Raw genomic sequence first — 26,889 nt, forward strand, 5'->3', positions numbered from 1 at the left:
CCACCCTACTTTCCGCGCTGATCACCGCAGGGCGACCCGGCCAGGTCCGGCCGGTCGACTGCCCCGGTGGGCGGACTCGGGGGGACCGTCAGGGCAGCCGGGCGAGCACCGGCCGCAGCGCGGCGGCCACGTCGGGCGCGGTGACCGGCCCGGACCGGGCCGCCTCCCGACCGGCCAGGCCATGCAGGTACGCCGCCGCCGCGGCGGCCCGCTCCGCCGGCAGCCCGGCCGCGAGCAGCGAGCCGAGCAGCCCGGCCAGCACGTCCCCGGTCCCGCCGGTGGCCAGCGCGGGGGTGCCGGTCGGGTTGACGTACGCCCGGCCGTCCGGCGTGCCGACCACCGTGCGGTCGCCCTTGAGCAGCACCACGGCGTTCATCCAGGCGGCCAGCCGGAGCGTGGCGGCGACCCGGTCGGCGCCCGGCGTCTCGCCGCAGAGTCGGGTGAACTCCCGGTCGTGCGGCGTGACCACGATCGGGGCGTCACGTCGGCGCAACTGATCGGCGAGGGACCCGTCGACCAGCAGGGTCAGCGCGTCCGCGTCAAGCACCGCGGGCACCGGCGCGGCCAGCACCGTGCGCAGTTCCGTCGTCGCCCGCTCGTCGGTGCCCAACCCCGACCCGCACACCCAGGCCTGCACCCGGCCGGCGTCGGCCACCCGGCCGGTCGCGATCACCGATGGATGCGCGCGTACCACGTCGTCGCGGGCGCCACCGGCGTAGCGGACCAGACCGGTCGGCCCGGCCAGCGCCCCACCGACGGAGAGCATGGCGGCACCCGGGTACGTCGCCGAACCGGTGGCCACCCCGACCACGCCCCGCGTGTACTTCTCCGACGCGGCACCGAGCCGGGGCCACCACTGCGCCACGTCCGACCACTCCACCACCTGCAGCGCCGGGGTGCCGCGCAGCCACGGGGTGAGCCCGATGTCGACCAGCTCCACCTGCCCGGCCAGCGCGGCGGCCGGACCGACCACCAGGGCCGGCTTCAGCGCACCGAAGGCGACCGTGACGTCGGCGCGCACCGCGTTGGGTCGACCGGAGGCGGTCAGCGGGACGTCGCCGGTGTCCACCACCACCCCGCTGGGCACGTCCACCGCCACCACCGTCGCCCGGGCACCGTCGCGCCCGGCGTGGTCCAGCAGGCTCGCCGCCAACTGCTCGGCTGTCTCCCGCAGCCCGCCGTGCCCGCCGATGCCCACGATGCCGTCGAGCACCAGGTCGACCACGGCCGGGGGGTGCTCCACGACCCGTCCACCGGCGGCGCGCAACGCGGCCAGCCCGTCGGCGTGCGCACGATCCGGGGTGAGCAGCAATGCCGACACCGCCGCACCCCGCTGGGCCAGACGCGCACCGGCGTACAGAGTGTCGCCGCCGTTGTCGCCGGAGCCGACCAGCAGCAGCACCGGCGCGGCGTACACCCCGCCCCGCTCGGCGAGCAGCAGCGCGCAGCGTCGCGCCAGCCCGGCGGCGGCGCGCTGCATCAGCGTGCCCGGCGGGAGTTCGGCCATCAGTGCCGCCTCTGCCGCCCGTACGTCCGCGACCCGCCAGACTGGTCTCACCCGGCCCACCCTACCGGCGCGCGGGTCGCAAGATAGCCCTCCGCCGTCGACCGGGCAACGCCTGTGGACAACCCGACGGTCCGCCCCACAGCGGTTGTCCACAGGGCACCGTCGCGCCGCCCGGCACCGCCTAGCGTCCTGCCCGTTGGCGGTACGGGGTGGGAGGGGCGATGAGCGAGCAGGACTTGACCGTGCAGCCGGAACGGCTGCACCGGACCGGGCGATCGCTTGGTGAGCACGGCCATCGGTTGGCCAGTGGGCTGGCCGGGATACCGGGGCTGGCGGCACCGGCCCCCGGCTGGTCGGCCGGGGTCGCGCTGGGCACCCTGGAGGCGGCCGTGCACTCCTGGTCGGGGCGGCTCGGCGCCCGGGTCACCCGGACCGGTGACGCGGTACGCGCCGCCGCTCGGGCCTACGAGTCGGTGGACGGTCGGGCGGCGGCCCGGCTCTCCGCCCTGCCCCGGTGACCCGGCCGGCAGTGGTCCAGTCGGACCAGGTCGTGACCCGGCCGGGAGTGGTCCGGCCGGACCAGGTCGGCTACGCCCAGCTCTCGACCGCCGACCCGACGCGCTGGCGGGCCACCGGGACGGCCTGGGCGGGACTGCTCGACCCGACCCGGCGACGGGCCACCGAACTGGCGGACGACGCGGCGGCGTTGCGGTCGCAGTGGTCGGGTCTGGCCGCGACCGCAGCCGAGAAGCAGGTGTCCGACCTGCGGGTCGAGTTGCTCGCCCTGGCCCCGGTGGCGATCGAGATCGACCAGGTGCTTGCCGAGTTCGCCGCCCGGCTGACCGCGGCCCGGGCACGGCTGGCGGCGGCGGTGACCCTGGCCGCCAGCGTCGGAGTGCTCATCGACCGGTGGGGTCGGACCAGCCCCGATCCGAGCCGGGTGCCGGCCCACCGGGCCGTCCAGACGGTGGCGCCGGTGACGACGGCGCTGCGCGACGCCCTCGACCTGGCCACCGCGGCGGATCGGGAAGCCGCCGACCGTCTCGATCAACTGACCGCGGACGCCGAGTCGGGTTGGCTGAGCCGACCGCCGGCTGACCGACCCGCACCGCACTCCGATCCCGCCCAGGTCAACCGCTGGTGGAGCGGGCTCAGCCCCGCGCAGCGCCGTTGGTTGGTCGGGCACGAACCGGAGCTGATCGGCGGGTTGGACGGCATTCCGGCCGCCGCCCGCGACCAGGCGAACCGACTGCTGCTGGAGGTACGCCGGGCCGCGCTGCTGCAACGCTGGGAGGAGTTGCTGGCCCGGATGCCCCGAGGCCCCGCCGAGATGGTCGGGCTACGCAGCGTCGAAGCCGCGCTGAGCGGGCTGGACGCGTTGACGTCTCGGCTGGCGTCGCCGGACGCACCACGCGCGTACCTGCTCGGACTGGACGTCGGCGGTGAGGGGCGGACGGTGGTGGCGTTGGGCAACCCGGATCGGGCCGCCAGCATCCTGACCCACGTACCGGGCACGACCTCCGGGCTGCACGACGCCACCGACGATCTGGGCCGCGCCGCCCGGGTGCTGTCCCGCTGCGCCGACCTGGCACCGGGGCAGGAGACCTCGGCGGTGCTCTGGTTGGACTACGACGCCCCGGATTTCCTGCACGAGGCGGCCTGGGACCGGCAGGCCCACGCGGCTGGTGACGCGCTGCACCGGTTCCAGGAGGGCTTGCGGGCCACCCACGACGGGCCGGCCGCCCGGCAGACCGTGCTCGGGCACAGCTACGGGTCGCTGGTGGTGGGCGGTGCCGCCCGGGATCACGGGCTCGCCGCCGACGCGTTGGTCTTCGTCGGGTCGCCCGGAGTCGGCGTGCAGCACGCCGCAGACCTCGGCGTACCGGCCGGGCAGGTGTGGGCCAGCCGCGCACCCGACGACGTGATCCGCCTGACCCGGTCACCCGGCGAGTTGGCTCGGCACGCGGTGCTCAGCCTCTCCCCCGCCGCCGGGATCGTCGGGCTGCTGACCGGCGACGACGACAAACTCTGGTTCGGGCGGGACCCGGTCGAAGCGTCCTTCGGCGGCCGGAGCTTCCCCAGCGGCCGGTACGGCCACAGCGGCTACTGGCATCCGGACAATCCGGCGCTGGACGGCATGGCCCGGATCGTCCTCGGCCGGTGACGGCGCTTCGGCGGCAGAATCGGCGGCCGGGCGGTGCCGGCGCTTCGACACAAGTGCGGCGGCCGGACGGTGCCGGCGCTTCGACACAAGCGCGGCGGCCGGGCGGTCAGCGGTGACCGCCCGGCGGGGCCGGCTACTCGACGGTGACGGACTTGGCGAGGTTGCGCGGCTGATCCACGTCGTGTCCCCGGGCGGCGGCGATCTCGGCGGCGAAGATCTGCAACGGCACGGTCGTCAGCAGTGGCGCGAGCAGCGTCGGCGTCCGCGGCACGTAGATCAGATGGTCGGCGTAACGCACCACCGACTCGTCGCCTTCCTCGGCGATCACGATGGTGCGGGCGCCTCGGGCGCGTACCTCCTGGATGTTGGAGACGATCTTGTCGTGCAGCAGGCCGCGACCCACCGGCGAGGGCACCACGCAGATCACCGGGGTGCCCTGGTCGATCAGGGCGATCGGGCCGTGCTTGAGCTCGCCCGCGGCGAAGCCCTCGGCGTGCATGTACGCCAGCTCCTTGAGCTTGAGCGCACCCTCCAGCGCCACCGGGTAGCCGACGTGCCGGCCGATGAACAGCACCGTCGGCTGGTCGGCCAGCTCGCGGGCCAGCTCCCGCACCGGCTCGATGCGCCCGAGCAGCTCGCGCAGCTTGTCCGGCACCTGGTGCAGCTGCTCCACCACGGCGGCCACCTCGTCGGCGAACTTGATGCCGCGCACCTGGGCCAGGTGCAGGCCGATCAGGTAGCAGGCGACCAACTGGGTGAGGAACGCCTTGGTGGAGGCGACGGCGATCTCCGGCCCGCCGTGGGTGTAGAGCACCGCGTCGGACTCGCGGGGAATGGTGGAGCCGTTGGTGTTGCAGATGGCCAGCACCCGGGCCTTCTGGTCCTTGGCGTGCCGCAGCGCCATCAGGGTGTCCATCGTCTCGCCGGACTGCGAGATCACCACGATCAGGGTGGACCGGTCGAGCACCGGGTCGCGGTAGCGGAACTCGCTGGCCAGCTCCACCTCGCAGGGGATCCGGGTCCAGTGCTCGATGGCGTACTTGGCGACCAGCCCGGAGTGGTACGCGGTGCCGCAGGCCACGATGAAGATCTTGTCGACGTCGCGGAGATCCTGGTCGCTGAGGCGCACCTCGTCGAGCATGATCTCGCCGCTCTCGGTCAGCCGGCCGAGCAGCGTGTCGGCCACAGCCTGCGGCTGCTCCTCGATCTCCTTGAGCATGAACCAGTCGTAGCCGCCCTTCTCCGCGGCCGAGGAGTCCCAGTCGATGTGGAAGTCCTTGCCGCTGGCGGGCTGACCGGCGAAGTCGGTGATCTCGATGAAGTCGGCGGTGATCAGGACGATCTGGTCCTGGCCCAGCTCGACCGCGTCGCGGGTGTGCTCGATGAACGCGGCGACATCACTTGCCAGGTAGTTCTCCCCGTCGCCGCGGCCGACCACCAGGGGCGAGTTGCGGCGGGCGCCGACCACCGCACCGGGGATCGCGGCGTCCACGGCGAGCAGCGTGAAGGCACCCTCCAGCCGCTGGCAGACCACCTGCATGGCGGCGGAGAGCAGGTGCGGCCCGTCCGGCTGACCGGCCGCGCGCAGCTCGGCAAGTGCCTTGCCGAGCAGGTGCGCCGCGCACTCGGTGTCGGTGTCGCTGACGAAGGTGACGCCGTCGTCCTCCAGCTCGGTGCGGAGCTTGGCGAAGTTCTCGATGATGCCGTTGTGGATGACCGCGACCCGGCCGTCCGGCGACAGGTGCGGGTGGGCGTTGCGGTCGGTGGGTCCGCCGTGGGTGGCCCAGCGGGTGTGGCCGATGCCGGTGGTGCCGTCACCGATGCCGAGCGGGCTGGCAGCGCAACCGTCCGGGTCCTCGGCGGCGCGTTCGGAGAGCACCTTCTCCAGGTTGGCCAGCTTGCCGGCCTTCTTCTCGGTCAACAGCTGTCCGTCGCAGGCGACGGCGACGCCGGCCGAGTCGTAGCCGCGGTACTCCAGCCGCCGCAGACCGTCGAGCACGATGCCGAGCGCCGGTCGGGCACCGGCGTAACCCACGATTCCACACATGGGTGGCAGCCTAACCAGTTTCGCTCACGTTGTCTGCGCGAAAGCCGGGTAAACAATCACTGAACTTGAGCGATTAGGCAGGATCAGGTGATCGGGCTCACAAAGCACTCAGGTTGGGCAAGGCGTCGTGATGGCGCGCACCCGTACCCTGACGGGCGTGACGAGCACTGATGTCGACCCCCTGGTGAGCCGGATGCGCCCGTTCGGGACGACGATCTTCGCCGAGATGTCCGCCCTCGCCGTCCGGACCGGCGCGGTGAACCTCGGGCAGGGCTTCCCCGACACCGACGGCCCGCCGGAGATGCTCGCCGCCGCGGCCGACGCGCTGCGCTCCGGCCGCAACCAGTACCCGCCGGGCCCCGGCATCCCCGAGCTGCGCGCGGCGGTGGCGGCCCACCAACACCGCTTCTGGGGCCTGGAGTACGACCCGGACGGCGAAGTGGTGATCACCGCCGGTGCCACCGAGGCGATCGCCGCGGCGATCCTCGCCCTCTGCGAGCCCGGTGACGAGGTGCTCTGCTTCGAGCCGTACTACGACTCGTACGCCGCCTCGATCGCGCTTGCCGGTGCGGTGCGCCGACCGGTCACCCTGCGGCCCGGCCCCGACGGTCGGTACGCCTTCGACCCGGCCGCGCTGCGCGCCGCGTTCGGCCCGCGTACCCGGCTGGTGCTGCTGAACTCGCCGCACAACCCGACCGGCAAGGTCTTCACCCCGGCCGAACTGGCCCTGATCGCCGAACTCTGCCAGGAGCACGGCGCGTACGCGGTCACCGACGAGGTGTACGAGCACCTGGTCTTCACCGACGCGGCGAGCGAACACGTCCCGCTGGCGAGCCTGCCCGGCATGCGGGAGCGCACCCTGCGCATCTCCTCGGCCGGCAAGACCTTCTCCTGCACCGGCTGGAAGGTGGGCTGGGCGAGCGGACCGGCCGCGCTGGTCTCCGCGATGCTGCGGGTCAAGCAGTTCCTCACCTACGTCAACGCCGCACCCCTGCAACCGGCGGTGGCGGTCGCGCTCGGTCTGCCCGACGCCTACTTCACCGAGTTCCGCGCCGGCATGCAGGCCCGCCGGGACCAACTGATCGGCGGGCTGGTCGACGCCGGCTTCGAGGTGCTCACTCCGGAGGGGACGTACTTCGTCACCGCCGACATCACCGCCCTCGGCGGCTCCGACGGCGTCGAGTTCTGCCGTTCCCTGCCCGAGCGTTGTGGCGTGGTGGCCGTACCCACCCAGGTCTTCTACGACGACCCGGAGGCCGGACGCCGCCTGGTCCGGTTCGCCTTCTGCAAACGCACCGAGGTGCTGGCCGAGGCGGTGACCCGGCTGCACCGGCTCGCACTCAACCCCTGAGGGATACGCGCGACAGTCACGCAGGTGGGCCGGAACCCGTACGGTTCCGGCCCACCCCCGTCAGGCGGTCACGACCCGAGTTCGGGCCGGACGCGCCGTCGTGTGATCAGCAGCAGGGCCGCACCCGCGGCCAGCGCCGCCGTACCCGTGCCGGCCAGCGGGACCAGGAACGAACCTCCGGTGACCGGCAGCTTCCCCTTCACCCGGACGGTCACGCTGGACTCCGGCGAGACCGGTGCCGGCCCGGAAGGAGGCGTGCCGGTCGCCGTGGCCGTGTTGGTGATCGCACCGTGGTGGAAGTCCGCCTTGGTCACCGTGTAGGTGGCCGTACACGTCACCGATTCCCCGGCGGCCAACGTGACCTGACCGTTGGGGGTCTGATCCGGGCCGCAGACGATCGGGCTCAGGTTCGCCGGGTCCGCAGGTGCGACGAACGTGTCAGTCACCGTCACCCCGGTCAGCGGCACCGAGCCGGTGTTGGTGATCACGTACTGGTAGACGACCTGCTCACCGATCCGGTGCACGATCTTCGTCGACGACGACTTCACCAGGGTGATCGACGCCTCGCCGGGCTGCGTGGGGATCGTCACCGACGACGGCGGGGACGTCACCGTCTCCCCCTGCGGAGTCACCCCCGACGCCGTCGCCGCGTTCGTCACGCGGCCCGCTTCCAGGTCCGCCTGCGTCACCGTGTACGTCGCCGTACACGTCATCGACTCGCCCGGCGCAAGCTCCGTCCGCGGGCAACTGATCGGGCTCAGCCCGCTACCCGACGACGGCGGTGTCCGCACGTCCGTCACCGTCACCTCGGTCAAGGTCACCTCACCTGTGTTCGTCACCAGGTACCGGTACGGCACCTGCTGACCCACCTCGGTGATCACCGTCGTCGTCGACGACTTGACCAGGCTGATTGCGGCGGGGGCCTCCCCGTTGCAGGTCAACGTCGTCGAGAACGGGAAGTAGTGGACCTCACCGCCACGGTGCTCGAAAGTGCGGGTGATGATGGTGCCCTCGGTGTTGGAGGACGCCAGATCGGTCAGGTCTGCGTTGGGGGCGTAGATCGTCCCCTCCAGGCTCGCCGACTCCGCCGTGAGCGTGAGCTCGGTGGCGGTCGGGAAGTTGAACAGGATGTAGCGGGCCTCCTCACCGCCGATGCCGGCGAAGATCGGGACCTCCCAGTCGAACTCGTTGCCGACATCGCTGGTGTCCACGTTCACCAGCAGCGGCGTACTCGCCGTCGGCCGGTCCGCGAAGGTCAGAATGTCGATGTTGTTCAGGTCGGTGGCGCTGATGTTCAGCACATTCGTCACCCCGGGGGCCAGGGTGACCACGGCGTTGGTGCCGGGCGGAATGGGCCGCGGCAGCACCTCGCCTTCGGGGTTTCGCAGGACCACCGTGTTGGCACAGGTGGCGAGGGAGTTCGAGGTGCTGCGGAAGCTCTGGAACGCCGCCGCGAAGTCGATCGGGGAGGTGGGACCGACATCGTCCGGATCCTGCCGGACCGTCAGTTCCACCCGAGGGGTGGCCTCGTAGTCGTCGGCCGGCAGGATGCGGGTGTTCACGGCCGCACCGTTGTTGTCGGTGTCCCGGACGAACGTCCCGGTCAGGTCACCGACCTTGGCGTATCCGCCGGAGAGCACCTGGAGCCGGCTGCCCGGCACGCTGTTGGCGAAGTCGACGCGGCCCCCGACGACGAGTGCCGAGGGGACGCTGTCACCCGGTGCGATGAAGGAGCCGGCCGTCTGGCCCGCCACCTGGTAGTTGCCGAAGCTCAGGTTGCCGCCGACCGCGATGGTGCCCTCGTTCTCGTCGCCGACCAGATTGGCATCCCCCTCGGTCATCACACCGAAGCTCAACGCCGGGTCCACGGGATTGACCGGGCCGACGGGCCGCTCCCACCGCCGGTGCCGCGTGCGCAGGCGCGGCAGCGAGCGACAGGGTCGCCAGGAGCATGAGCGCGACGGCTGTCCATGATGCGCGAACGACATGCACGCACCGCGTTCGAATAAGAGTTCCCATTCACTTTCCCCCGTATGAATACCGATTCGGCCGAAGCCTATCGACCCATTCGGGGCGGAAAGGGAATTAGGTCCCATTTGCCCGATAGTCACCCGCAGGTGGACAATGACTGCCTTTCAGGGCGGTGAGGCCGGTCAGGAAGCCGGGCTGGCGGTGCGGACCTGAGCGGCGATGCGTTCGGCGACCTCCTGGGCGACCGCCTCGCTGGCCGCCTCGACCATCACCCGCACCAGCGGCTCGGTGCCCGACGGGCGCAGCAGCACCCGGCCGGTCTCGCCCAGCTCGACCTCGGCCCGCTGGACCTCGGCGCGGACCGCCGGCGCGGCGGCACCCACGGTGCGGTCCCCGACCGGCACGTTGATCAGCACCTGCGGCAGCTTGGTCACCACCGCCGCGAGGTCGGCCAGGGTACGACCGGTGGCCGCCATCCGGGCCATCAGGTGCAGCCCGGTCAGCACCCCGTCGCCGGTGGTCGCGTACGCGGGCATCACGATGTGTCCGCTCTGCTCGCCACCGAGCGCCAGCCCGGAGGCGCGCAACTCCTCCAGCACGTACCGGTCGCCGACCTTGGTCTCGATCAGCCGGATGCCTTCGGCGGACATGGCCAGGCGCAGGCCGAGGTTGCTCATCACGGTGGCGACCAGGGTGTCCCCGGTCAGCGTGCCGGCCTCCCGCATGGCCAGGGCCAGGATCGCCATCACCTGGTCGCCGTCGACCTCGTCGCCGTCGGCGGTCACCGCGACGCACCGGTCGGCGTCACCGTCGTGCGCGATGCCCAGGTGTGCGCCGTGCTCGACCACTGCCTGACGCAGGGTCGCGATGTGGTTCGACCCGCACTCGTCGTTGATGTTCAGCCCGTCCGGCTCGGCGTGGATCGCGATGACCTCGGCACCGGCCTCCCGGTACGCCGCCGGCGCCACCTCGGCGGCGGCGCCGTTGGCGCAGTCCACCACGACCTTGATCCCGTCGAGGCGGTGCGGCACGGTGCCGACGAGGTGCTGCACGTAGTGGTCGGCACCGTCGAGCAGGTCGTGCACCCGACCGACTCCCGCGCCGACCGGGCGCTCCCAGGCGGTGCTGCCGTTGGCCTCGACGGTCGCCTCTATCCGCATCTCGATCTCGTCGGGCAGCTTGTGCCCGCCGGCCGCGAAGAGCTTGATCCCGTTGTCCGGCATCGGGTTGTGCGAGGCGGACAGCATCACCCCGAGGTCCGCCTTGGCCTCCGCGGTGAGGAACGCCACGGCCGGGGTGGGCAGCACTCCGACCCGGACGACTGTCGCGCCCGCGCTGGTCAGCCCGGCGACCACGGCCGCCTCCAGCATCTCGCCGCTGGCCCGGGTGTCCCGCCCGACCACGGCCAGCGGGGCATGACTTCGATCCGACTCGGCAAGGGTGTGGGCAGCCGCGACCGCCACCGAGAGTGCCAACTCCGGGGTGAGATCGGCGTTCGCGCGCCCGCGTACGCCGTCCGTGCCGAACAACCGGCCCATACCCGCCAACCTCCGATGAAACTTGCCGTCGTGGGAGAAATTGCCCTTGGAAAGGAGGACGGAAACTGCCCTGTGAGAAGGGGCGGAACCTGCCCTGTCACGAAGAGGCGGAAACGGCCGGCCCACCTCCCGAGTCGAGGGGAGGCGGACCGGCCGTCCGTCAGAAGTACAAGGTGCGGCTGAAGATCAGCGCTTCGAGTACTGAGGAGCCTTACGGGCCTTCTTGAGGCCGTACTTCTTGCTTTCCTTGACCCGGGCGTCCCGGGTCAGGAAGCCGGCCTTCTTCAGGGCCGGGCGGTCGTCCGGCTCGTTGACGATCAGCGCCCGGGCGATGGCCAGCCGCAGCGCACCGGCCTGGCCGGTGGTGCCGCCGCCACGCAGGTTGGCGATGACGTCGAACGCCTCGGGCTTCTCGGCGGTCACCAGCGGGTCCTTGATCAGCTGCTGGTGCACCTTGCTCGGGAAGTAGGCCTCAAGGTCCCGGCCGTTGCAGGTGATCTTGCCGGTGCCCGGCACGATCCGCACCCGGACGATGGCCTCCTTGCGGCGGCCCACGGTCTGGATCGGGCGGTCACCACGAGGCGCGCGGGCGACGGGCGCCGGCGCCTCGGTGGCCTCAGGGGCAACCTCGGTGGCGGTGATGTCGGTCATGCTGCTTCCTTCGCCCGCGCTCACTGCGCGATCTGCTTGATCTCGAACGGCACCGGCTGCTGCGCGCCGTGCGGGTGCTCTGCACCGGCGTAGACCTTCAGCTTCTTGATCAGCTGACGGCCGAGCTTGTTGTGCGGGAGCATCCCCTTCACAGCCAGCTCGATGGCCCGCTCGGGGCGCTTGGACAGCAGCTCCTCGTAGCCGACCTGCTTGAGGCCACCCGGGTAACCGGAGTGCCGGTAAGCGATCTTCTGCTGGCGCTTGTTGCCGGTCAGCGCAACCTTGCCCGCGTTCACGACGACGACGAAGTCGCCCGTGTCAACGTGCGGCGCGAAAGTCGGCTTGTGCTTGCCCCGCAGCAGCGTGGCGGCGTGGGTGGCCAGGCGGCCCAGCACGACATCAGAGGCGTCGATGACGTGCCACTGACGCTCGATCTCACCCGGCTTCGGGCTGTACGTACGCACAGGTCTACCTTGTCTCGTCGTCGGTCTGGGGTCGCGCGCCGAGGTGACCAGGACATCCCAGCCGGACCAGCGCGCACGAACGACCAAGCGTACCTCAGGCGGCACGCCCACAGATGTCGTACAACAGCAGGCAACGATACCCGCAGCCCGACCGGCCGGTCAAAACGGGGTCCGACAGGCGCGCCGAACGCACCGTAAATGGCCTTGATCACACCCCCGCCCGCGCCAATCGGGCCCCCGGCCGCAGGTACGCCGCCCAGGTGAGCAGGAGCAGCACCAGGAAGAAGCCCACGTAGAAGCGCAGCGCCGGCTGGATCCCACCGTAGGTCGACCGGGCCCAGGCGTAACAGATCGGCACCAGAAAACCACCGAAGGCACCGACCGCCGAGATGATTCCCAACGCGCCGGCGGCCTGTCGACGCATCGCCAGCATCACCTCCGGCGAGCCCCCCAACTCCTCCCCCTTGACCTGGAAGATCCGACTGATCATCCGGTAGGTCGAGCCGTTGCCGACGCCGGTGGCCACGAACAGCAGCAGGAAGGCCGCGAAGAAGACACCCAGGCTGCGCTGCTCGACCGACCAGAGCGCGGCCAGCGCGCCGACTGCCATCAGCACGAAGCTGACCATCGTCACCCGGGCACCGCCCACCACGTCGGAGAGCCGACCGCCGAAGGGGCGGCAGAACGAGCCGACCGCCGCGCCGAGGAACGCCCAGGTCAGTGCGACGTCCGGCCGACCGAACACCGAGGTGAGCAGGGTCGGGAAGGCCGCCGAGTAGCCGATGAACGAGCCGAAGGTGCCGATGTAGAGCAGGGACATGATCCAGGTGTCCCGATGCCGCAGCGAGGACCAGACCGGCCGTACGTCGGCCTTGGCCTCCACCAGGTTGTCCATGAACAGGTACGCGCAGACCGCGGCGATCACCGCCAGCGGGATGTACATCAGCCCGGCCCGGGCCAGCGCGAGCCCGCCACCGAGCACGATCATCTGCGGCACCAGGAACTGCACCACCGCCACGCCGATGTTGCCGCCGGCGGCGTTGAGACCCAGCGCCCAGCCCTTCTCGCGTTCCGGATAGAAGAACGAGATGTTCGCCATGCTGGAGGCGAAGTTGCCGCCGCCGAACCCGGCGGTGGCGGCGATCAGCAACAACACCGGGAAGCCGACCTCCGGGCGCTCGACCGCCCAGGCCAGGCCCGCGCAGGGCACGATCAGCAGGAGTGCCGAGACGATCGTCCAGTTCCGGCCGCCGAACACCGGCACCGCGAAGGTGTACGGCAACCGCAGCAACGCGCCGACCCCGCTCGGTACGGCGGTCAGCCAGAGCGCCTGGCTGGTGGTCAGCTGCCAACCGGCGTCACCGAGCCGGACGACGACGATGCTCCACAGCAGCCACACCGAGAAGCCGATGTGTTCGGCGAAGATCGACCAGATCAGGTTGCGGCGGGCGATCCGGCTGCCGGTCGTACGCCAGAAGGTGTGGTCCTCCGGTGCCCAGTGCCCGATCCAGCGGCCGGGACGGCGGTCCAGGGTCTCCTCCTGGACGGCCTCGGGTTGCGCGCTCGTGGTGGTCATGGCGCCGAAGCTAGGAATCGACAGTTACCGTGGCGTTCGTCCTTCGGGTCGGCCCGGCAACGGGAAGCGCACCACCGGCCGGGGTGCGCGGTGAGACGCGCCGGTTCAGAGTTGCTGGAGGATGCGCAGCGCCCGGTCGACGTGGCGCATCGTCTCGGCGTCGGCCACGTCCACGCACTCGGTGAACCACTTCTTCATCGGCGAGGAGATCCGGTCGGGCATCACCACCCAGCCGCCCATCGTCACCGCCAGCGGTGAGTCACGCAGCAACGCCGCCTCGACCACCTCGGCGACGATCACGATGGGCACGGCTGTGGAGTTGTAGACGTCGGAGCTGATCACCAGCCCGAGCCGCTCGCGGGCCCCCTCGATCCGCCAGACCTCGCCCCTACGCAGCACGTGGGCGACCGCCGAAGAGCAGGTCGTCGACCAGGCCCACCTCCTGCGCGTCGGCAAGCGAGGCGGACTCCAGATCCAGCCCGGCCCGACCCACCGCGGCGGCGTGGGCCGCGAAGACCTCGCGCAGCGCCTTCTCCCGCGCGGCCTGGTCCATCCAGGCGGAGAGGGAGAGCCCCTCCCGTTCGGCGAACCGTCGGGCGTCGGCGATCGTCTCGTCGGAGAACGACAGAGTCACCTTGGCTGTCATGCCAGACAGAATACCGCTGGTATGACCGTCAGTCATCCGATCCGCACACCGTGACTACCGGCTGCGGCGTCGAACGCCTCGGTCACATCCATGGCGACCACTCCCCTCTCCCGATATCCGGGAGAATCGTTCCACATTCCAGGCCATGCGATCCGGTGCGCCGCCGCCGTGCGGTGTGAGCGGCACTTGACAGGACCGAAACAAACGAGACGCGGGCCGGAAACTGGGCGGCGGCACGCTTTGCCGACATGACAGACGGTGCACGGTCGGCGACTGCACCGGGGCGCACACCCCGGGAGGTGGCGACGCACTGCCCGTACTGCGCCCTTCAGTGCGGGATGACGCTGCGTGAGCAGGACGGCCCGGTGTCCGTACTCCCCCGGCAGTTCCCCACCAACCGCGGTGGCCTGTGCCAGAAGGGCTGGACCTCGGCCGAGCTGCTGACCCACCCGGACCGACTGACCACCCCGCTGCTGCGCGACCCGACCAGCGGCGAACTCCGCCCGGCCAGCTGGGAGGCCGCGCTGGACCGCATCGCCACCGGCATCGGCGAGGTGCAGCGACGGCACGGCCGCGACGCGGTCGCCGTCTTCGGTGGCGGCGGGCTCACCAACGAGAAGGCGTACGCGCTCGGCAAGTTCGCGCGGGTCACGCTGGGCACCCGCAACATCGACTACAACGGACGGTTTTGCATGTCGTCGGCCGCCGCCGCCGGGATGCGCGCCTTCGGTGTCGATCGTGGACTGCCCTTCCCGCTGTCCGACCTCGGGCACGCGGACACCCTGCTGCTGGTCGGCGCGAACCCGGCGGAGACCATGCCCCCGCTGGTCCGGTGGCTCACCGAGCTGCGGCAGCGCGGCGGCACGCTGATCGTGGTCGATCCCCGGCTCACCGCCACCGCGCGGCAGGCCGACCTGCACCTGCAACCGCTGCCCGGCACCGACCTGGCGGTGGCCAACGCGCTGCTGCACATCGCCCTGACCGAGGGCTACGTCGACGACGACTACGTGGCCACCCGTACCACCGGCTTCACCGACGTCCGGCGCACGGTAGCGGGTTGGTGGCCGGCGCGGACCGAGGCACTCTCCGGCGTGCCGGTGGCCGACCTGGAGGCGACCGCCCGCGCCCTCGGCACCGCCGAACGGGCGATCATCCTCACCGCCCGGGGCGCGGAACAGCACGCCAAGGGCGTCGACACGGTCACCGCCTTCGTCAACCTCGCCCTGGCGCTCGGCCTGCCCGGCCGCCCCGGCTCCGGGTACGGCTGCCTGACCGGGCAGGGCAACGGGCAGGGTGGCCGCGAGCACGGGCAGAAGGCCGACCAACTGCCCGGCTACCGCCGGATCGACGACCCGGCGGCCCGCGCCCACGTCGCACAGGTGTGGGGCGTGTCCGCCGACGAACTCCCCGGCCCGGGGGTGCCCGCGTACCAGTTGCTGGATTCGTTGGGCACCGACGACGGCCCGCGTGCGCTGCTGGTCTTCGGCTCCAACCCGGTGGTCTCCGCCCCTCGGGCGGCGAGGATCGAGAGCCGGCTGCGTGACCTGGACCTGCTCGTCGTCACCGACCTGCTGCTCTCCGAGACGGCGGCGCTTGCCGACGTGGTGCTGCCCACCGCCCAGTGGGCCGAGGAGGACGGCACCATGACCAACCTGGAGGGTCGGGTGCTACGCCGCCGCGCCCTGCGCCCACCCCCACCCGGCGTCCGCACCGACCTCGCCATCCTCGCCACCCTCACCACCCGGTTGAAAGGAAGGGCACCTTCTTATCGCCTCGTGCATAGCAAGGGCCCCCTGTTAACAGCCGCCAACGCCGCCGAAGCAGCCGACAGCGCCGCCGACGGTGAGCGCGAAGAGCTGGCCGCCGACCCGCGTACCGTGTTCGCGGAGTTGCGGCGGGCCTCGGCCGGTGGGATCGCCGACTACGCCGGGATCGACTGGGCGCGGATCGACGCCGCCGACGGCGTGTTCTGGCCGTGCCCGAGCGAGGACGGGCCGGACTCGCCGCGACTGTTCGCCGACGGCTTCGCCACCCCCGACGGGCGGGCCCGGTTCCATCCGGTGGAGCACCGACCGGCGGCCGAGGAGGTCTGCGCGGAGTACCCGCTGCACTTCACCACCGGCCGGGTGCTCGCCCAGTACCAGTCCGGCACCCAGACCCGCCGGGTGGCCGCGCTGCGGCAGGCCGCTCCCGACGCCTTCGTGGAGCTGCACCCCGACCTCGCCGGGCGGCTCGGGGTGGTCGACGGCGAACCGGTGCGGGTGCTCTCCCGACGGGGCGAGTTCCGCGCGCCGGCCCGGCTCAGTTCGGCGATCCGGCCGGACACCGTCTTCGCACCGTTCCACTGGGGTGGGGCCGCCCGGGCCAACTCCGTCACCAACGACGCCGTCGACCCGATCTCCGGCATGCCCGAGTTCAAGATCTGCGCGGTCCGGGTGGAGCGGGTGGCGGCGTGACCGGGCAGAGCGCCATGAGCGGCGAGCGGGTGGTGGTGGTCGGCAACGGCATGGCCGGGGCCCGCCTGGCCGCCGAGCTGCACGCCCGCGGCCAGGACAAGGTCACAGTGGTCGGGGCGGAGCCGCACCGGGCGTACAACCGGATCATGCTGTCCACGCTGCTCGCCGGGAAGATCGGCGAGCCGGACGTGGAGCTGACGGAGGCCACCGGTCGCGGCGTCGACCTGCGCACCGGAGTCGCGGTACGGGCCATCGACCGCGCCGCCCGGGAGGTACGCACCGACGACGGCGGCCGGATCGGCTACGACCACCTGGTGCTCGCCACCGGCGCGCAGGCGGTGGTGCCGGCGCTGCCCGGCCTCGACCCGACCTCGCCGCCGCAACGGGTGGTCGCCTTCCGGACCCTGGCCGACTGCCGGCGCATCCTCGCCCTGGCCGACGGCGCGCACCGCGCCCTGGTGCTCGGCGGTGGGCTGCTCGGCCTGGAGGCGGCCCGAGGGCTGGCCGCCCGAGGGCTCGACGTCGCGGTGGTGCACCGGGTGCCGTACCTGATGGAACGCCAACTCGACGCCGTGGCCGGCGAGATCCTGGCCGGCACCCTCGCCGAACTCGGCGTGACCACCCATCTGGCCGTCACTCCGACCGGCCTGACGGCCGACGCCTGCGGGGTCCGGCTGAGCCTGTCCGACGGTCGTACGCTCGACGCCGACCTGCTGGTCCTCGCCTGCGGGGTACGCCCCGACACCGCGCTCGCCGAGGCGGCCGGCCTGACGGTGGACCGGGGTGTGCTTGTCGACGACCGGCTGCGCACCAGCGACCCACGGATCTCCGCGATCGGCGACTGCGCGCAGCACGGCACGGCCCCGACCGGCCTGGTCGCACCGGCCTGGGCGCAGGCCCGGGTGGTGGCCCAACTGCTGACCGGGCAGGACCCGCAGGCCCGCTACCACCCCCGGCCGGTGGTAACCCGGCTCAAGGCGGCCGGCATCGACCTCGCGGCGATGGGTGACCCGACGAGTGGCCCCGGCGAGGAGTTGACCTTCGCCGATCCGGCCCGGGGCACCTACGCCCGGCTACGCATCCACGACGAGCGGTTGGCCGCCGCGATCCTGCTCGGCGACAACCCGTCGGTGGGCACGGTCATCCAGTTGTTCGACAGGGGTCATCCGGTGCCCACCGACCGGCGGGCACTGCTGCTCGGCCGGGCCGTGGGCGGGGCTGTCGCGGCTCCGGCCGCCTCCCCGGCGTTGATGCCCGACACGGCCACCGTGTGCCAGTGCAACACGGTCAGCAAGGGCGCGCTGGTGACCTGCTGGCGGGGCGGGGCGCGCACGTTCGACGAGGTCGTCGCCGGGACCAGGGCCGGTACCGGCTGCGGCAGCTGCCGGGACGCGGTCGCCGGCATCGTCGACTGGTTGTCCAGAGCGGATCCGGTGGAGGTGGGACGATGACCGGCGGCAACGTGGTCGTGATCGGCAACGGCATGGTCGGGCAGCGGTTCGTGGACGCACTGCGTTCGCGGGACCCGCAGGGCCGCTGGCGGGTCACCGTGCTCGCCGAGGAACCCCGGCCGGCGTACGACCGGGTGCGGCTCTCGGCGTACTTCGACGGCGTCTCGGCCGACGACCTGAACCTGCACACCGCGTACGACGGGGTGCGGTTGCGCCTCGGCGAGGCGGTGACCGGTGTGGACCGGGAGCGCCGGGTGGTGACCACGGCCGGCGGCGAGTACCCGTACGACGTGCTGGTCTTCGCCACCGGTTCGTCGGCGTTCGTGCCCCCGGTGGACGGCGTCGGCCTGCCCGGGGTGTTCGTCTACCGGACGCTCGACGACCTGGCGGCGATCGAGGAGCACGCCCGGGGCCGGCGCACCGGCGCGGTGATCGGGGGCGGTCTGCTCGGCCTGGAGGCCGCCAACGCCCTGCGCCTGCTCGGCCTCTCGACAAGCGTGGTGGAGTTCGCGCCCCGGCTGATGCCGGCTCAGATCGACACCGCCGGGGGTGCGCTGCTGCGCCGGTACGTCGAGGAACTGGGAGTGGGCTGTCACCTCGGGGTGGCGACCACCGCGTTGCGACCCGGCCCGGACGGTACGGTCGCCGCCCTGGAACTGGCCGACGGCACGCTGCTCGACGCCGACCTGGTGGTGGTGGCCGCCGGCATCCGCCCCCGCGACGAGCTGGCCCGCGCGGCCGGACTCGACGTCGGCCCGCGCGGCGGGCTGCTGGTGGACGATTCCTGCCGCACCAGCGACGAGCGGATCTACGCGGTCGGCGAGTGCGCGGCGGTCGAGGGCACCTGCTACGGGCTGGTGGCACCCGGGTACGCGATGGCCGAGGTGGTGGCCGACCGGCTGGTCGGCGGGGCGGCCACCTTCCCCGGCGCGGACACCGCCACCAAGCTCAAGCTGCTCGGCGTCGACGTGGCCTCGTTCGGTGACGCGCACGGCACCACGCCGGGCTGCCTGGACGTGACGTACACCGATCCGGCCACCCGGGTCTACGCCAAGCTGGTCCTCTCCGACGACGCGACGACGCTGCTCGGCGGGGTGCTGGTGGGTGACGCCAGCGCGTACCCGACCCTGCGGGCGAGTGTGGGCGGGCCGCTGCCGGCACCCCCGTTGGCGTTGCTCGCCCCGGCCGGTGCCGACGGCGCGTCGGTGGGGGCGCTGCCGGCGTCCGCGCAGGTCTGTTCCTGCAACGCGGTGACCCGCGCGGACATCGACTCGGCCATCGCGGACGGCTGCGCGGACGTGGCCGCCCTGAAGGCGTGCACCCGGGCCGGCACCAGTTGCGGTTCCTGCGTGCCGATGCTCAAGCAACTGCTCGACGCGGCCGGTGTCACCCAGTCCCGGGCGCTGTGCGAGCACTTCGACCTCAGCCGGCAGGAGCTGTTCGACATCGTGCGGGTACGCGGCATCCGGACCTTCTCCCGGTTGATCACCGAACACGGGCGGGGCCGGGGTTGCGACATCTGCAAGCCGGTCGTCGCCTCGATCCTCGCGTCGCTCGGCAACGGGCACATCCTCGACGGCGAGCAGGCCGCGTTGCAGGACACCAACGACCACTTCCTGGCGAACCTGCAACGCGACGGCAGCTACTCGGTGGTGCCCCGGATCCCCGGCGGCGAGATCACCCCGGAGAAGCTCATCGTGATCGGCGAGGTGGCCCGGGACTTCCAGCTCTACACGAAGATCACCGGTGGCCAGCGGATCGACCTGTTCGGGGCCCGGGTGGAACAGTTGCCGCAGATCTGGCGGCGGCTGGTCGACGCCGGGTTCGAGTCCGGTCACGCGTACGGCAAGGCGCTGCGGACGGTGAAGTCCTGCGTCGGCTCGACCTGGTGCCGGTACGGCGTGCAGGACTCGGTCGGCCTCGCCGTCGCGCTGGAACTGCGCTACCGGGGACTGCGCGCCCCACACAAGATCAAGTCGGCGGTCTCCGGTTGTGCCAGGGAGTGCGCCGAGGCGCGCAGCAAGGATTTCGGCATCATCGCCACCGAGACCGGCTGGAACCTCTACCTCGGCGGCAACGGTGGCTTCCGGCCCCGGCACGCCGACCTGTTCGCCACTGATCTGTCCACAGAAGCACTGATCCAGCTCATCGACAGATTCCTGATGTACTACATCCGCACCGCCGACCGGTTGCAACGCACCGCCGCCTGGATCGAAGCCATGGACGGCGGCCTGGACCACCTGCGAGCAGTCATCGTGGACGACTCGCTCGGCCTCTGCGCCGACCTCGACGCCGCGATGGCCCGGCACGTCACGTCCTACTCCGACGAATGGCGTGACGTGCTCGACGACCCGGACCGGTTACGCCGGTTCACCTCCTTCGTCAACGCGCCGGACGTACCCGACCCGTCGATCACCTTCGTCACCGAACGCGGGCAACCCGTACCCGCCGGCGGCAGACCCGCCGCATCCGACGGCCGTCAACCGGTCACCCTCGGACTGCCGGAGGTACGGCGATGAACACCGTGACGACCGTGCGCTGGCACACCGTCTGCCCGTTGAGCCGACTGGACCTGGACCGGGGCGTCGCCGCCCTGATCGACGGCGTCCAGGTCGCGCTCTTCCGGACCGCCGACGGGTTGTACGCGATCGAGAACCGAGACCCGGTCACCGGCGCGTACGTGCTGTCCCGGGGCATCGTGGGCAGCCGCCGCGGCGTGCCCACGGTCGCCTCGCCGCTGCACAAGCAGGTGTACGACCTGCGTACGGGGGACTGTCTCGACCTGCCAGGTGTCTGTGTTGCCCGGCACGAGATCCGTTGCCGGGACGGCATGGTCGAGGTGCGGCTGCGACAGGAGGAGTGAATGCGCGAGGAACTGGCCGGCTTCACCATCGGGGTGACCGCCGACCGGCGGCGGGACGAACTCGCCGCGCTGCTCCAGCGGCGCGGCGCGCGGGTGGTGCTCGCGCCCGCGCTGCGGATCGTGCCGCTCGCGGACGACAGCGCGCTGCGCGAGGCCACCCGGGCCTGCCTGGACCGGCCACCGGACGTGCTGATGGCCAACACCGGGATCGGCATGCGCGGGTGGCTGGAGGCCGCCGAGGGCTGGGGGGTCGCCGAGCCGCTGCGCTCGGTGCTCAGCGACGCGTACGTGGTGGCCCGGGGCCCGAAGGCACGTGGCGCGATCCGCGCGGCCGGCCTGTACGACCAGTGGTCTCCGGAATCGGAGAGCTGTGACGAGGTCGTCGAGCACCTGCGCCGCCGGGGGGTGGCCGGGCAGGTGATCGCCATGCAGTTGCACGGCGATCGGCAGCCCGAGTGCACCCGGGCCCTGGAGGAGGCCGGGGCGACCGTCATCGAGATCCCGGTCTACCGCTGGGCGCCACCCACCGATCCGGCGCCCCTGCACCGGCTTGTCGACCTGGTGGCCGGCCGGCTGGTGGACGCGGTCACCTTCACCTCGGCACCGGCGGCGGAGGCACTGCTGCGCGCCGCAGGCGACCGGACGGAGGCGGTCCTGGCCGCGTTGCGCAGCGACGTGCTGGCCAGCTGTGTCGGCCCGGTGACCGCCGAGCCGTTGGTCCGCCGGGGCGTACCGGTGAGTGCACCGAGCCGGGCCCGGTTGGGCGCGCTGGTGCGCACCATCGTCGACGAACTGCCCCGCCGTACGGTCACCATCAAGGTCGCCGGGCATCTGCTCACGCTGCGCGGGCACGCCGCCGTGATCGACGGGGAACTGCGTCCGTTGGCGCCGGCGCCGATGGCGGTGCTGCGGGCGCTGGCCCAGTCTCCGGGTCGGGTGCTGTCGCGTACCGCCCTGCTGCGGACGCTGCCGCGCGGTGCCGACGAGCATGCCGTGGAGATGGCGGTGGCGCGGCTACGCGCCGGTCTGAAGGCTCCCCGGGTGGTGCAGACCGTCGTCAAGCGCGGCTACCGCCTCCGCGTCGACTGACGTGTAAGGAAGGGCCCCTCGTTAACGCCTGGAGTAGTACAGGGGCCCCTGCTTAACATGCGACGAGCACCCGTCCCGCCAGTACCGGACAGTGCCGGGCTGGCGAGACGAGTGCTCGTCGGAGGTCAGCCGACCGGGGTCGGGAAACCCCTGTCGTGTTCGGCCTGAAGCCGCGCCATGGCGTGTTCGACGACGGTCACCATCACCTGCTTGACCGACTCACGCCGCCGGGCGTCGGTCATCACCAGCGGTACGTCCGGCGAGATGGCCAGCGCCTCACGTACCTCGTCCAACTCGTACTGCGGCGCGCCGTCGAACCGGTTCAGCGCGACCACGTACGGCAGCCTGCGGTTCTCGAAGTAGTCCAGGGGGGCGAACGCGTCGGTGATCCGGCGGGTGTCCACCAGGACGGCAGCCCCCACCGCACCACGGATGATCTCGTCCCACATGAACCAGAACCGGGTCTGCCCAGGTGTGCCGAAGAGGTACAGGATCAGATCCTGCGCCATGGTGATCCGGCCGAAGTCCATGGCGACCGTGGTGGTCTCCTTGCCCGGCACCTTTGACGAGTCGTCGATCCCGACGCCCGCCGCGGTCATCACCGCCTCGGTGGTCAGCGGTGTGATCTCCGAGATCGCACCGACCAACGTGGTCTTGCCGACACCGAAGCCACCCGCGACGACGATCTTCGCGGAGATGATTCCCCGGCTCTGGCGGGCCCCGGCGGGGTCATAGCTCGCGAAGTCCACTCAGCACCCTTCCCAGCATTTCCATCCGCTCCTCGAAACCTGTGGCGGGAGCAGCCGTCTGTAGCGTCAACAGGCCGTCGGCCACCATGTCGGCGACCAGCACCCGGGCGACACCCAGCGGTAGCCGGGTGTACGCGGCGATCTCCGCCAGGGACTCGGGGCGGCCCTCGCAGACCATGGCGATGCGATGCTTGTCGTGCCCGGCAAACCGCGACTCGGCGATCTGGGTGGGGCTGGCGACCAGCACCGCCTCCAGGGCGATGTCCTGGAGCGGTTCGGTGCGGCCCCTGGTGACCGCGTACGGTCGCACCAGAGCACCCCGCGGGTCACGTCGCGGATCCATCCGCAATCACCTCCTCTCCCGTCCGCCGTCGCACCGTGCGCGCTATGACCGCACCGCGTCCCGGGGCAACGGCACCAGCGCCGCGCCGACGCGCTCGACAAGCAACGCCATCTCGTAACCCACCTGACCGACGTCGCAGCTGCGCGCCGCGAGCACCGCCATCGACGAACCGTCGCTGATCGACATCAGGAACAGGTAGCCGCTGTCCATCTCGATGACGGTCTGCAACACCCCGCCGGCGCTGAACATCCGCGCCGCGCCCTCGGTCAGGCTGACCACACCTGAGGTGATGGCGGCGAGCTGATCAGCCCGGTCCGTCGGCAGGTCGCGGGAGGAGGCGAGCAGCAGCCCGTCCGCGGACACCGCCACCACGTGGGCGATGCCCGCCACGCTGTCGGCGAAGTTGGTGAGTAGCCAACCCATGTCCTGCATGGCCGCGGGCCTGTTCATCGGCTCGTCTCCTTGGTCGAGGTGCTGTTCTGAGTCGCGCCGGCCGTTCGGCCGCGCTGGACGCCGCGGTGGTAGGCCGACAGCAGACCGCGTACTTCGTCCGGCGTACGCCGACTGTGTTCCCGTCCGCTCCGGGGCTCGATCCCGCCGGGCACGAGTTGCGCCTGCGGCACCCGCTTCGGCAGGCCGGACCGGGTCGTACCGGCCGGGGTGGGCTCGGCGGCCTGGCTGGCGCGCGTCCAGCCCTCGTCGGCCGCGGTCCGCCAGGCGTCGTCGTCGGCAGCGGCGGACGGGGCGGCAGCCGGCGTCGGTGGCGCCGCCGGCGGGGGCGCGGCCGGTGGGGGCGCCGCAGCCGGGGTACCTGTCGACGCGGCGGACGAGGTGGGGTACGACGGTGGCGACAGGGAGGCGTCGCCGGCAGCAGCACCCGGTGTACGGGTGGGCAGCGGAGTGCGCCCCTTCGTCGGCTCGACGGCCGGTGCCGACGGGCTGGCGGCCGGCGGACCGGCGGTCGCGGTCGCGGTCGCGGGTGACTCGTCGAACTGCGGCCGACTGAAGATCGCCGTCACGTCGTTGCCGTGCGACCGGAACCAGACCGCTTCCATCTCGCGGAAGATCGGCGCCTCGGCCTGCGGCTCCGGCGGCGCGGTGATCGGTGCGCTGGCCATCGGAGCGGTCGCGGCCAGGCTGGCACCCAGCCCACCGAACATCGGGGCGTCCTGACCGCCGCCCGACCCCTGACCCGCGGTCGGCGCGAACCCGCTCGGCGCCGCCGCCGGTGTGAACCCGCTCGGCGCCGCCGCCGGTGTGAAGCCGTTCGGGGCGGCGGGCGCGAACCCGTTCGCGGTGGTGACCGGGGCACCGGCGACCGGACCGACCGGCAGCACGGGTGCGGCCGGCTGCGGGTTGCTGGGGGTGTTCGCCGTCCGGTAGGACAGCGGGTCGATGGTCGGCGAGGCGACGGTGGGCGTACCGGCGTTGAACCCGCCGGCGTACGCCGGTGGAGACGTGTGCGCCGGTGGCGTGTGCTGCGGTGTGGGGTCGGCGGCGGGCCACGGCGTGGCGGCCGGCGCGCTGCGCCACCTGTCGCTGAGGGTGGCGGTGGTGCTGCGCCCCGCTCCGGCGAGCGGTTCACCGGCACCGGCCGGCGACTGCTCGACCGCGAGCGGCTGGCGCGGGCGGGTGATCGCCTGGTCGCGGCCCCGGAGGCTCGGCAGGATCACCGTGGCGGCCGGCAGCGTGATCTGGGCGACGGTGCCACCCTCGACGTTACGGCGCAGCTCGACCCGGATGCCGTAGCGGGCCGCGAGCCGGCTGACCACGGCCAGACCCATCAGCCGGAACGCCGCGACGTCCACGGTGGAGGGAGCGGCGAGTCGCTTGTTCAGCGAGTCCAGTTGCTCGTCGGTCAGGCCGAGACCACGGTCCTCGATCTGGATGAGCACGTAGTCACGGATCCGCCGGCCGTCGGCAACCACCGTGGTGTTCGGCGGCGAGAAGCGGGTGGCGTTGTCGAGCAGTTCGGCCACCAGCCGGACGACGTCGTTGACCGCGTGCGCGGCCACCGACACGTCGGTGTCGACGGTGCCGAACTCGATCCGGTTGTAGAGCTCCACCTCGGACTGCGCGGCCCGCAGCACGTCGACGAGCAACGCGTCGTCGCGGCGTGGCACGGCGGAGTCGGCCCCGGCCAGCACCAGCAGGTTCTCGTCGTTGCGGCGCATTCGAGTGGCGAGGTGGTCGAGCTCGAAGAGCTGGGCGAGGCGCTTCGGGTCCTCCTCGCCGCGCTCGATCGCGTCGAGTTCGCCGATCATCCGGTCGACAAGCGTCTGACTGCGGCGGGCCAGGTTGAGGAACATCGCCGAGACGCTGCTCCGCAGGGCCGCCTGCTCGGCCGCGACCCGGACGGCCTCCCGGTGCACGACGTTGAACGCCGAGGCGACCTGGCCCACCTCGTCACGGTTGTTGAGCTGGATCGGGTCTCGTACCTCGCGGACGATCTCGTCGACGCTGCCGTCGCTGACGTTGCCCATCCCCTGCAGGCGGCGCACCGCCTCGGGCAGGTCGTGGTTGGCCACCGAGAGCGCACCCTCGCGGAGCCGACGCAGCGAGTGGTTCAGCGAGCGGGCCAGCACCACGGCCAGGGTCACCGCGATGACCAGGGTGAGCAACACGAGCGTGGTCTCGACGATCGCCTGCCGGATGACGTCCGACCGGGCCTGCTCGGTCTTGGCGAGGAGCCGGTTCTCCAGCTCGCCCTCGGCCCACCGCATCAGCTCGTGCACCGCGCCGATCGCTGCGGTGGCGTCCTGGGCGGAGACCGGCGAGCCCCGGCCGACCGAGCGGGTGATGTCGGTGGCGATCCGGTCGGCCAGCACCACGGCGTCACCGGAGACGGTGCTCTCGACAAGCGCCCGTTGGGTCGGGTCGGCGGCCAACGAGAAGGACAGCAGCGCTTCCTGCTGGCCGGTCAGGGTGGCCACGAACGCGGAGAACTGCTCGGTGTCGAGCCGTCCGGTGGTCAGCGCAGTGAACGCGACGGCCTCTTCCTCGGCCACGGCCGCCTTGGCGCGGGCGAAGGCGGCGACCGCGCGCCGGTTGTCGGCCAGGCTCTCCTCGCCCGGCAACTGGGCCAGGCCGTCGCTGTAGCCGACCAGGTCGGCCAGGATTACGCCGTAGCGCAACGCGGCCTCGGCGACCTGCATCTGCTGGCGGTCGAGCACTTCCTGTCGGGTGCCGTCGAGGGTGTCCAGGTGCCGGTCGATGGCCGTCAGCCGGTCGCGGACCGCGGTGGGGACGTCGCCGATCCGGGCTCGCTCCGCGCGGTACGCATCGACCCGTTCCTGGGTCCGACGCACCCGCAGGTTGTACGCGTCGACCTGCTGCTGCGTCGAGGCCAGGTAGGCGGCAGCCGCCATCCGCTCGGCGTGCAGGTCGTTGGCCAAGGCGGAGATCTTCGTCGACAGGACGGTGAGCGAGCGAGCCTGGGAAGCCTCGTAGGCGCCTTCACCGACGGCGACCAGACGGACTGTGGCCAATGCGATGACCGCAGCCACCGGAACGACCAGGATCAACGCCAGCTTGGACCGGATCCGGGCGTCGCGCAGCCGGGGCAGCCTGCGCCGTCCGTTGTGCTCGGCGTCGCCGCTGGCGGGCAGGGTCGTCGGTCCGGTGCTCACGACATCGCCTCCGTCGTTTTCTCCGCGCCTGACCCGTCGACCCGTAGTTGGAACGACGGCCGGCGCCACGCGCGGCACGGCCGCGATTTCATCAGACGAGATCGGGTTTGGGAAGCCGCAGTGAGGCAGGAAACGGTTGGTGGACACGCATCCTGTTGTCCGCTCAACTAATACCTACATTTCCACAGTGCCCTTGATCAGGGCATGTCACTCCAGAGTGGTCATTCATGTCGCCAGCGTGAGCATACGAAAACATCTGGTTACGCCAACATGTGGGATTGACGTCCCGAAACGCTCCCCGGCGGCTCCGCTTGACCCCAGCGCCCGGCATTGGCAAGGTTTTGCAGGCTTCGCGCACACGGTACGGCAGACCTACCCAGAATATCCACTGAGG

The 26,889-nt window shown here is 71.9% G+C and carries 21 protein-coding genes and 1 pseudogene; 8 read left to right on the forward strand and 14 right to left on the reverse strand.

The window, feature by feature from the left end:
* Positions 1-88 precede the first annotated feature (88 nt).
* Positions 89-1,558 (reverse strand): NAD(P)H-hydrate dehydratase, encoded by a 1,470-nt coding sequence (locus tag Vgi01_RS07640; protein ID WP_204290552.1) that lies wholly within the window; start codon positions 1,556-1,558, stop codon positions 89-91.
* A 170-nt stretch (positions 1,559-1,728) separates the two neighbouring features.
* Between Vgi01_RS07640 and Vgi01_RS07645 the strand changes: the two genes are divergently transcribed.
* Positions 1,729-2,025 (forward strand): hypothetical protein, encoded by a 297-nt coding sequence (locus Vgi01_RS07645; RefSeq protein ID WP_204290553.1) that lies wholly within the window; start codon positions 1,729-1,731, stop codon positions 2,023-2,025.
* The gene (locus tag Vgi01_RS07650; RefSeq protein WP_239088832.1) at positions 2,022-3,671 is read left to right on the forward strand and encodes an alpha/beta hydrolase; all 1,650 of its coding nucleotides are present in this window, start codon (positions 2,022-2,024) and stop codon (positions 3,669-3,671) included. The genes Vgi01_RS07645 and Vgi01_RS07650 overlap by 4 nt, the downstream gene beginning before the upstream one ends.
* Before the next feature lie 133 nt (positions 3,672-3,804).
* On the opposite strand, the gene glmS is transcribed toward Vgi01_RS07650, so the two are convergent.
* Positions 3,805-5,718: a glutamine--fructose-6-phosphate transaminase (isomerizing) gene (gene glmS / locus Vgi01_RS07655; protein WP_204290554.1), complete on the reverse strand. Its 1,914-nt coding sequence runs from the start codon at positions 5,716-5,718 to the stop codon at positions 3,805-3,807.
* Between the two features lie 157 nt (positions 5,719-5,875).
* On the opposite strand from glmS, the gene Vgi01_RS07660 reads away from it, so the two are divergent.
* Positions 5,876-7,069: a pyridoxal phosphate-dependent aminotransferase gene (locus Vgi01_RS07660; protein WP_204290555.1), complete on the forward strand. Its 1,194-nt coding sequence runs from the start codon at positions 5,876-5,878 to the stop codon at positions 7,067-7,069.
* Between the two features lie 68 nt (positions 7,070-7,137).
* Here the strand turns inward: Vgi01_RS07660 and Vgi01_RS30520 are convergent, their stop codons facing one another.
* The 8 genes and pseudogenes from Vgi01_RS30520 to Vgi01_RS07695 all read right to left on the reverse strand — a co-directional run bounded on the left by Vgi01_RS30520 (position 7,138) and on the right by Vgi01_RS07695 (position 13,915).
* Positions 7,138-7,701 carry a CLIPPER-2 domain-containing protein gene (locus Vgi01_RS30520; protein WP_425559837.1) on the reverse strand — a complete coding sequence of 188 codons (564 nt, stop codon included), beginning with the start codon at positions 7,699-7,701 and terminating at the stop codon, positions 7,138-7,140.
* Positions 7,684-8,958 (reverse strand): annotated as a pseudogene (locus Vgi01_RS30525) (collagen-binding domain-containing protein); the annotation flags it as partial. The gene Vgi01_RS30520 and the pseudogene Vgi01_RS30525, both read right to left, overlap by 18 nt.
* A 264-nt stretch (positions 8,959-9,222) precedes the next feature.
* Positions 9,223-10,578 (reverse strand): phosphoglucosamine mutase, encoded by a 1,356-nt coding sequence (glmM, locus tag Vgi01_RS07670; RefSeq protein WP_204290557.1) that lies wholly within the window; start codon positions 10,576-10,578, stop codon positions 9,223-9,225.
* A 186-nt stretch (positions 10,579-10,764) separates the two neighbouring features.
* Positions 10,765-11,229, reverse strand: a complete 465-nt coding sequence (rpsI, locus tag Vgi01_RS07675; protein WP_102658823.1) for a 30S ribosomal protein S9 — start codon at positions 11,227-11,229, stop codon at positions 10,765-10,767.
* Between the two features lie 20 nt (positions 11,230-11,249).
* Positions 11,250-11,693, reverse strand: a complete 444-nt coding sequence (gene rplM, locus Vgi01_RS07680; RefSeq protein ID WP_013735896.1) for a 50S ribosomal protein L13 — start codon at positions 11,691-11,693, stop codon at positions 11,250-11,252.
* 208 nt (positions 11,694-11,901) lie between these two features.
* On the reverse strand, positions 11,902-13,269 hold the full coding sequence (locus Vgi01_RS07685; RefSeq protein WP_204290558.1) for an MFS transporter: 1,368 nt from the start codon (positions 13,267-13,269) through the stop codon (positions 11,902-11,904).
* A 105-nt stretch (positions 13,270-13,374) separates the two neighbouring features.
* Positions 13,375-13,668 carry a type II toxin-antitoxin system PemK/MazF family toxin gene (locus tag Vgi01_RS07690; protein WP_204290559.1) on the reverse strand — a complete coding sequence of 98 codons (294 nt, stop codon included), beginning with the start codon at positions 13,666-13,668 and terminating at the stop codon, positions 13,375-13,377.
* Positions 13,658-13,915 carry a hypothetical protein gene (locus Vgi01_RS07695; protein WP_102658798.1) on the reverse strand — a complete coding sequence of 86 codons (258 nt, stop codon included), beginning with the start codon at positions 13,913-13,915 and terminating at the stop codon, positions 13,658-13,660. Before Vgi01_RS07695 ends, Vgi01_RS07690 begins: the two co-directional genes overlap by 11 nt.
* A gap of 248 nt (positions 13,916-14,163) precedes the next feature.
* On the opposite strand from Vgi01_RS07695, the gene Vgi01_RS07700 reads away from it, so the two are divergent.
* The 5 genes from Vgi01_RS07700 to Vgi01_RS07720 are packed head-to-tail and all read left to right on the forward strand — an operon-like array spanning position 14,164 to position 21,774.
* A complete protein-coding gene (locus Vgi01_RS07700) occupies positions 14,164-16,371 on the forward strand; it encodes a molybdopterin oxidoreductase family protein (RefSeq protein WP_204290560.1) in 2,208 nt (735 codons plus the stop codon).
* 14 nt (positions 16,372-16,385) lie between these two features.
* Positions 16,386-17,822: an FAD-dependent oxidoreductase gene (locus Vgi01_RS07705; protein WP_204290569.1), complete on the forward strand. Its 1,437-nt coding sequence runs from the start codon at positions 16,386-16,388 to the stop codon at positions 17,820-17,822.
* Complete coding sequence (nirB, locus tag Vgi01_RS07710) at positions 17,819-20,341, forward strand: nitrite reductase large subunit NirB (protein ID WP_204290561.1); 2,523 nt, start codon at positions 17,819-17,821, stop codon at positions 20,339-20,341. The genes Vgi01_RS07705 and nirB overlap by 4 nt, the downstream gene beginning before the upstream one ends.
* Positions 20,338-20,685 carry a nitrite reductase small subunit NirD gene (gene nirD / locus Vgi01_RS07715; protein WP_013735903.1) on the forward strand — a complete coding sequence of 116 codons (348 nt, stop codon included), beginning with the start codon at positions 20,338-20,340 and terminating at the stop codon, positions 20,683-20,685. The genes nirB and nirD overlap by 4 nt, the downstream gene beginning before the upstream one ends.
* Positions 20,686-21,774 (forward strand): uroporphyrinogen-III synthase, encoded by a 1,089-nt coding sequence (locus Vgi01_RS07720; protein ID WP_102658794.1) that lies wholly within the window; start codon positions 20,686-20,688, stop codon positions 21,772-21,774. It abuts the gene before it with no gap.
* Between the two features lie 125 nt (positions 21,775-21,899).
* On the opposite strand, the gene Vgi01_RS07725 is transcribed toward Vgi01_RS07720, so the two are convergent.
* Genes Vgi01_RS07725 through Vgi01_RS07740 form a run of 4 tightly spaced genes read right to left on the reverse strand, consistent with a single transcriptional unit; the run spans position 21,900 to position 26,495 of the window.
* Positions 21,900-22,523: a GTP-binding protein gene (locus tag Vgi01_RS07725; RefSeq protein ID WP_013735905.1), complete on the reverse strand. Its 624-nt coding sequence runs from the start codon at positions 22,521-22,523 to the stop codon at positions 21,900-21,902.
* Positions 22,504-22,866, reverse strand: coding sequence for a DUF742 domain-containing protein (locus Vgi01_RS07730; RefSeq protein ID WP_102658793.1), 363 nt, complete (start codon positions 22,864-22,866; stop codon positions 22,504-22,506). Before Vgi01_RS07730 ends, Vgi01_RS07725 begins: the two co-directional genes overlap by 20 nt.
* Positions 22,867-22,908: 42 nt before the next feature.
* Positions 22,909-23,316 (reverse strand): roadblock/LC7 domain-containing protein, encoded by a 408-nt coding sequence (locus Vgi01_RS07735; protein ID WP_067313320.1) that lies wholly within the window; start codon positions 23,314-23,316, stop codon positions 22,909-22,911.
* Positions 23,313-26,495: a sensor histidine kinase gene (locus Vgi01_RS07740; protein WP_204290562.1), complete on the reverse strand. Its 3,183-nt coding sequence runs from the start codon at positions 26,493-26,495 to the stop codon at positions 23,313-23,315. The genes Vgi01_RS07735 and Vgi01_RS07740 overlap by 4 nt, the downstream gene beginning before the upstream one ends.
* Positions 26,496-26,889 lie beyond the last annotated feature (394 nt).

Source organism: Micromonospora gifhornensis, from assembly GCF_016863515.1.
In the GTDB taxonomy this organism is placed as follows: domain Bacteria; phylum Actinomycetota; class Actinomycetes; order Mycobacteriales; family Micromonosporaceae; genus Micromonospora; species Micromonospora gifhornensis.

What these genes read in the sequence shown, in the direction of transcription:
- Vgi01_RS07645 (WP_204290553.1), top strand. Translation starts at nt 1,729, where the DNA reads ATGAGCGAGCAGGACTTGACCGTGCAGCCGGAACGGCTGCACCGGACC.
- glmS (WP_204290554.1), bottom strand. Translation starts at nt 5,718, where the DNA reads ATGTGTGGAATCGTGGGTTACGCCGGTGCCCGACCGGCGCTCGGCATC.
- glmM (WP_204290557.1), bottom strand. Translation starts at nt 10,578, where the DNA reads ATGGGCCGGTTGTTCGGCACGGACGGCGTACGCGGGCGCGCGAACGCC.
- rpsI (WP_102658823.1), bottom strand. Translation starts at nt 11,229, where the DNA reads ATGACCGACATCACCGCCACCGAGGTTGCCCCTGAGGCCACCGAGGCG.
- Vgi01_RS07685 (WP_204290558.1), bottom strand. Translation starts at nt 13,269, where the DNA reads ATGACCACCACGAGCGCGCAACCCGAGGCCGTCCAGGAGGAGACCCTG.
- Vgi01_RS07695 (WP_102658798.1), bottom strand. Translation starts at nt 13,915, where the DNA reads ATGACAGCCAAGGTGACTCTGTCGTTCTCCGACGAGACGATCGCCGAC.
- Vgi01_RS07700 (WP_204290560.1), top strand. Translation starts at nt 14,164, where the DNA reads ATGACAGACGGTGCACGGTCGGCGACTGCACCGGGGCGCACACCCCGG.
- Vgi01_RS07705 (WP_204290569.1), top strand. Translation starts at nt 16,386, where the DNA reads ATGAGCGGCGAGCGGGTGGTGGTGGTCGGCAACGGCATGGCCGGGGCC.
- nirB (WP_204290561.1), top strand. Translation starts at nt 17,819, where the DNA reads ATGACCGGCGGCAACGTGGTCGTGATCGGCAACGGCATGGTCGGGCAG.
- nirD (WP_013735903.1), top strand. Translation starts at nt 20,338, where the DNA reads ATGAACACCGTGACGACCGTGCGCTGGCACACCGTCTGCCCGTTGAGC.
- Vgi01_RS07720 (WP_102658794.1), top strand. Translation starts at nt 20,686, where the DNA reads ATGCGCGAGGAACTGGCCGGCTTCACCATCGGGGTGACCGCCGACCGG.
- Vgi01_RS07730 (WP_102658793.1), bottom strand. Translation starts at nt 22,866, where the DNA reads ATGGATCCGCGACGTGACCCGCGGGGTGCTCTGGTGCGACCGTACGCG.
- Vgi01_RS07735 (WP_067313320.1), bottom strand. Translation starts at nt 23,316, where the DNA reads ATGAACAGGCCCGCGGCCATGCAGGACATGGGTTGGCTACTCACCAAC.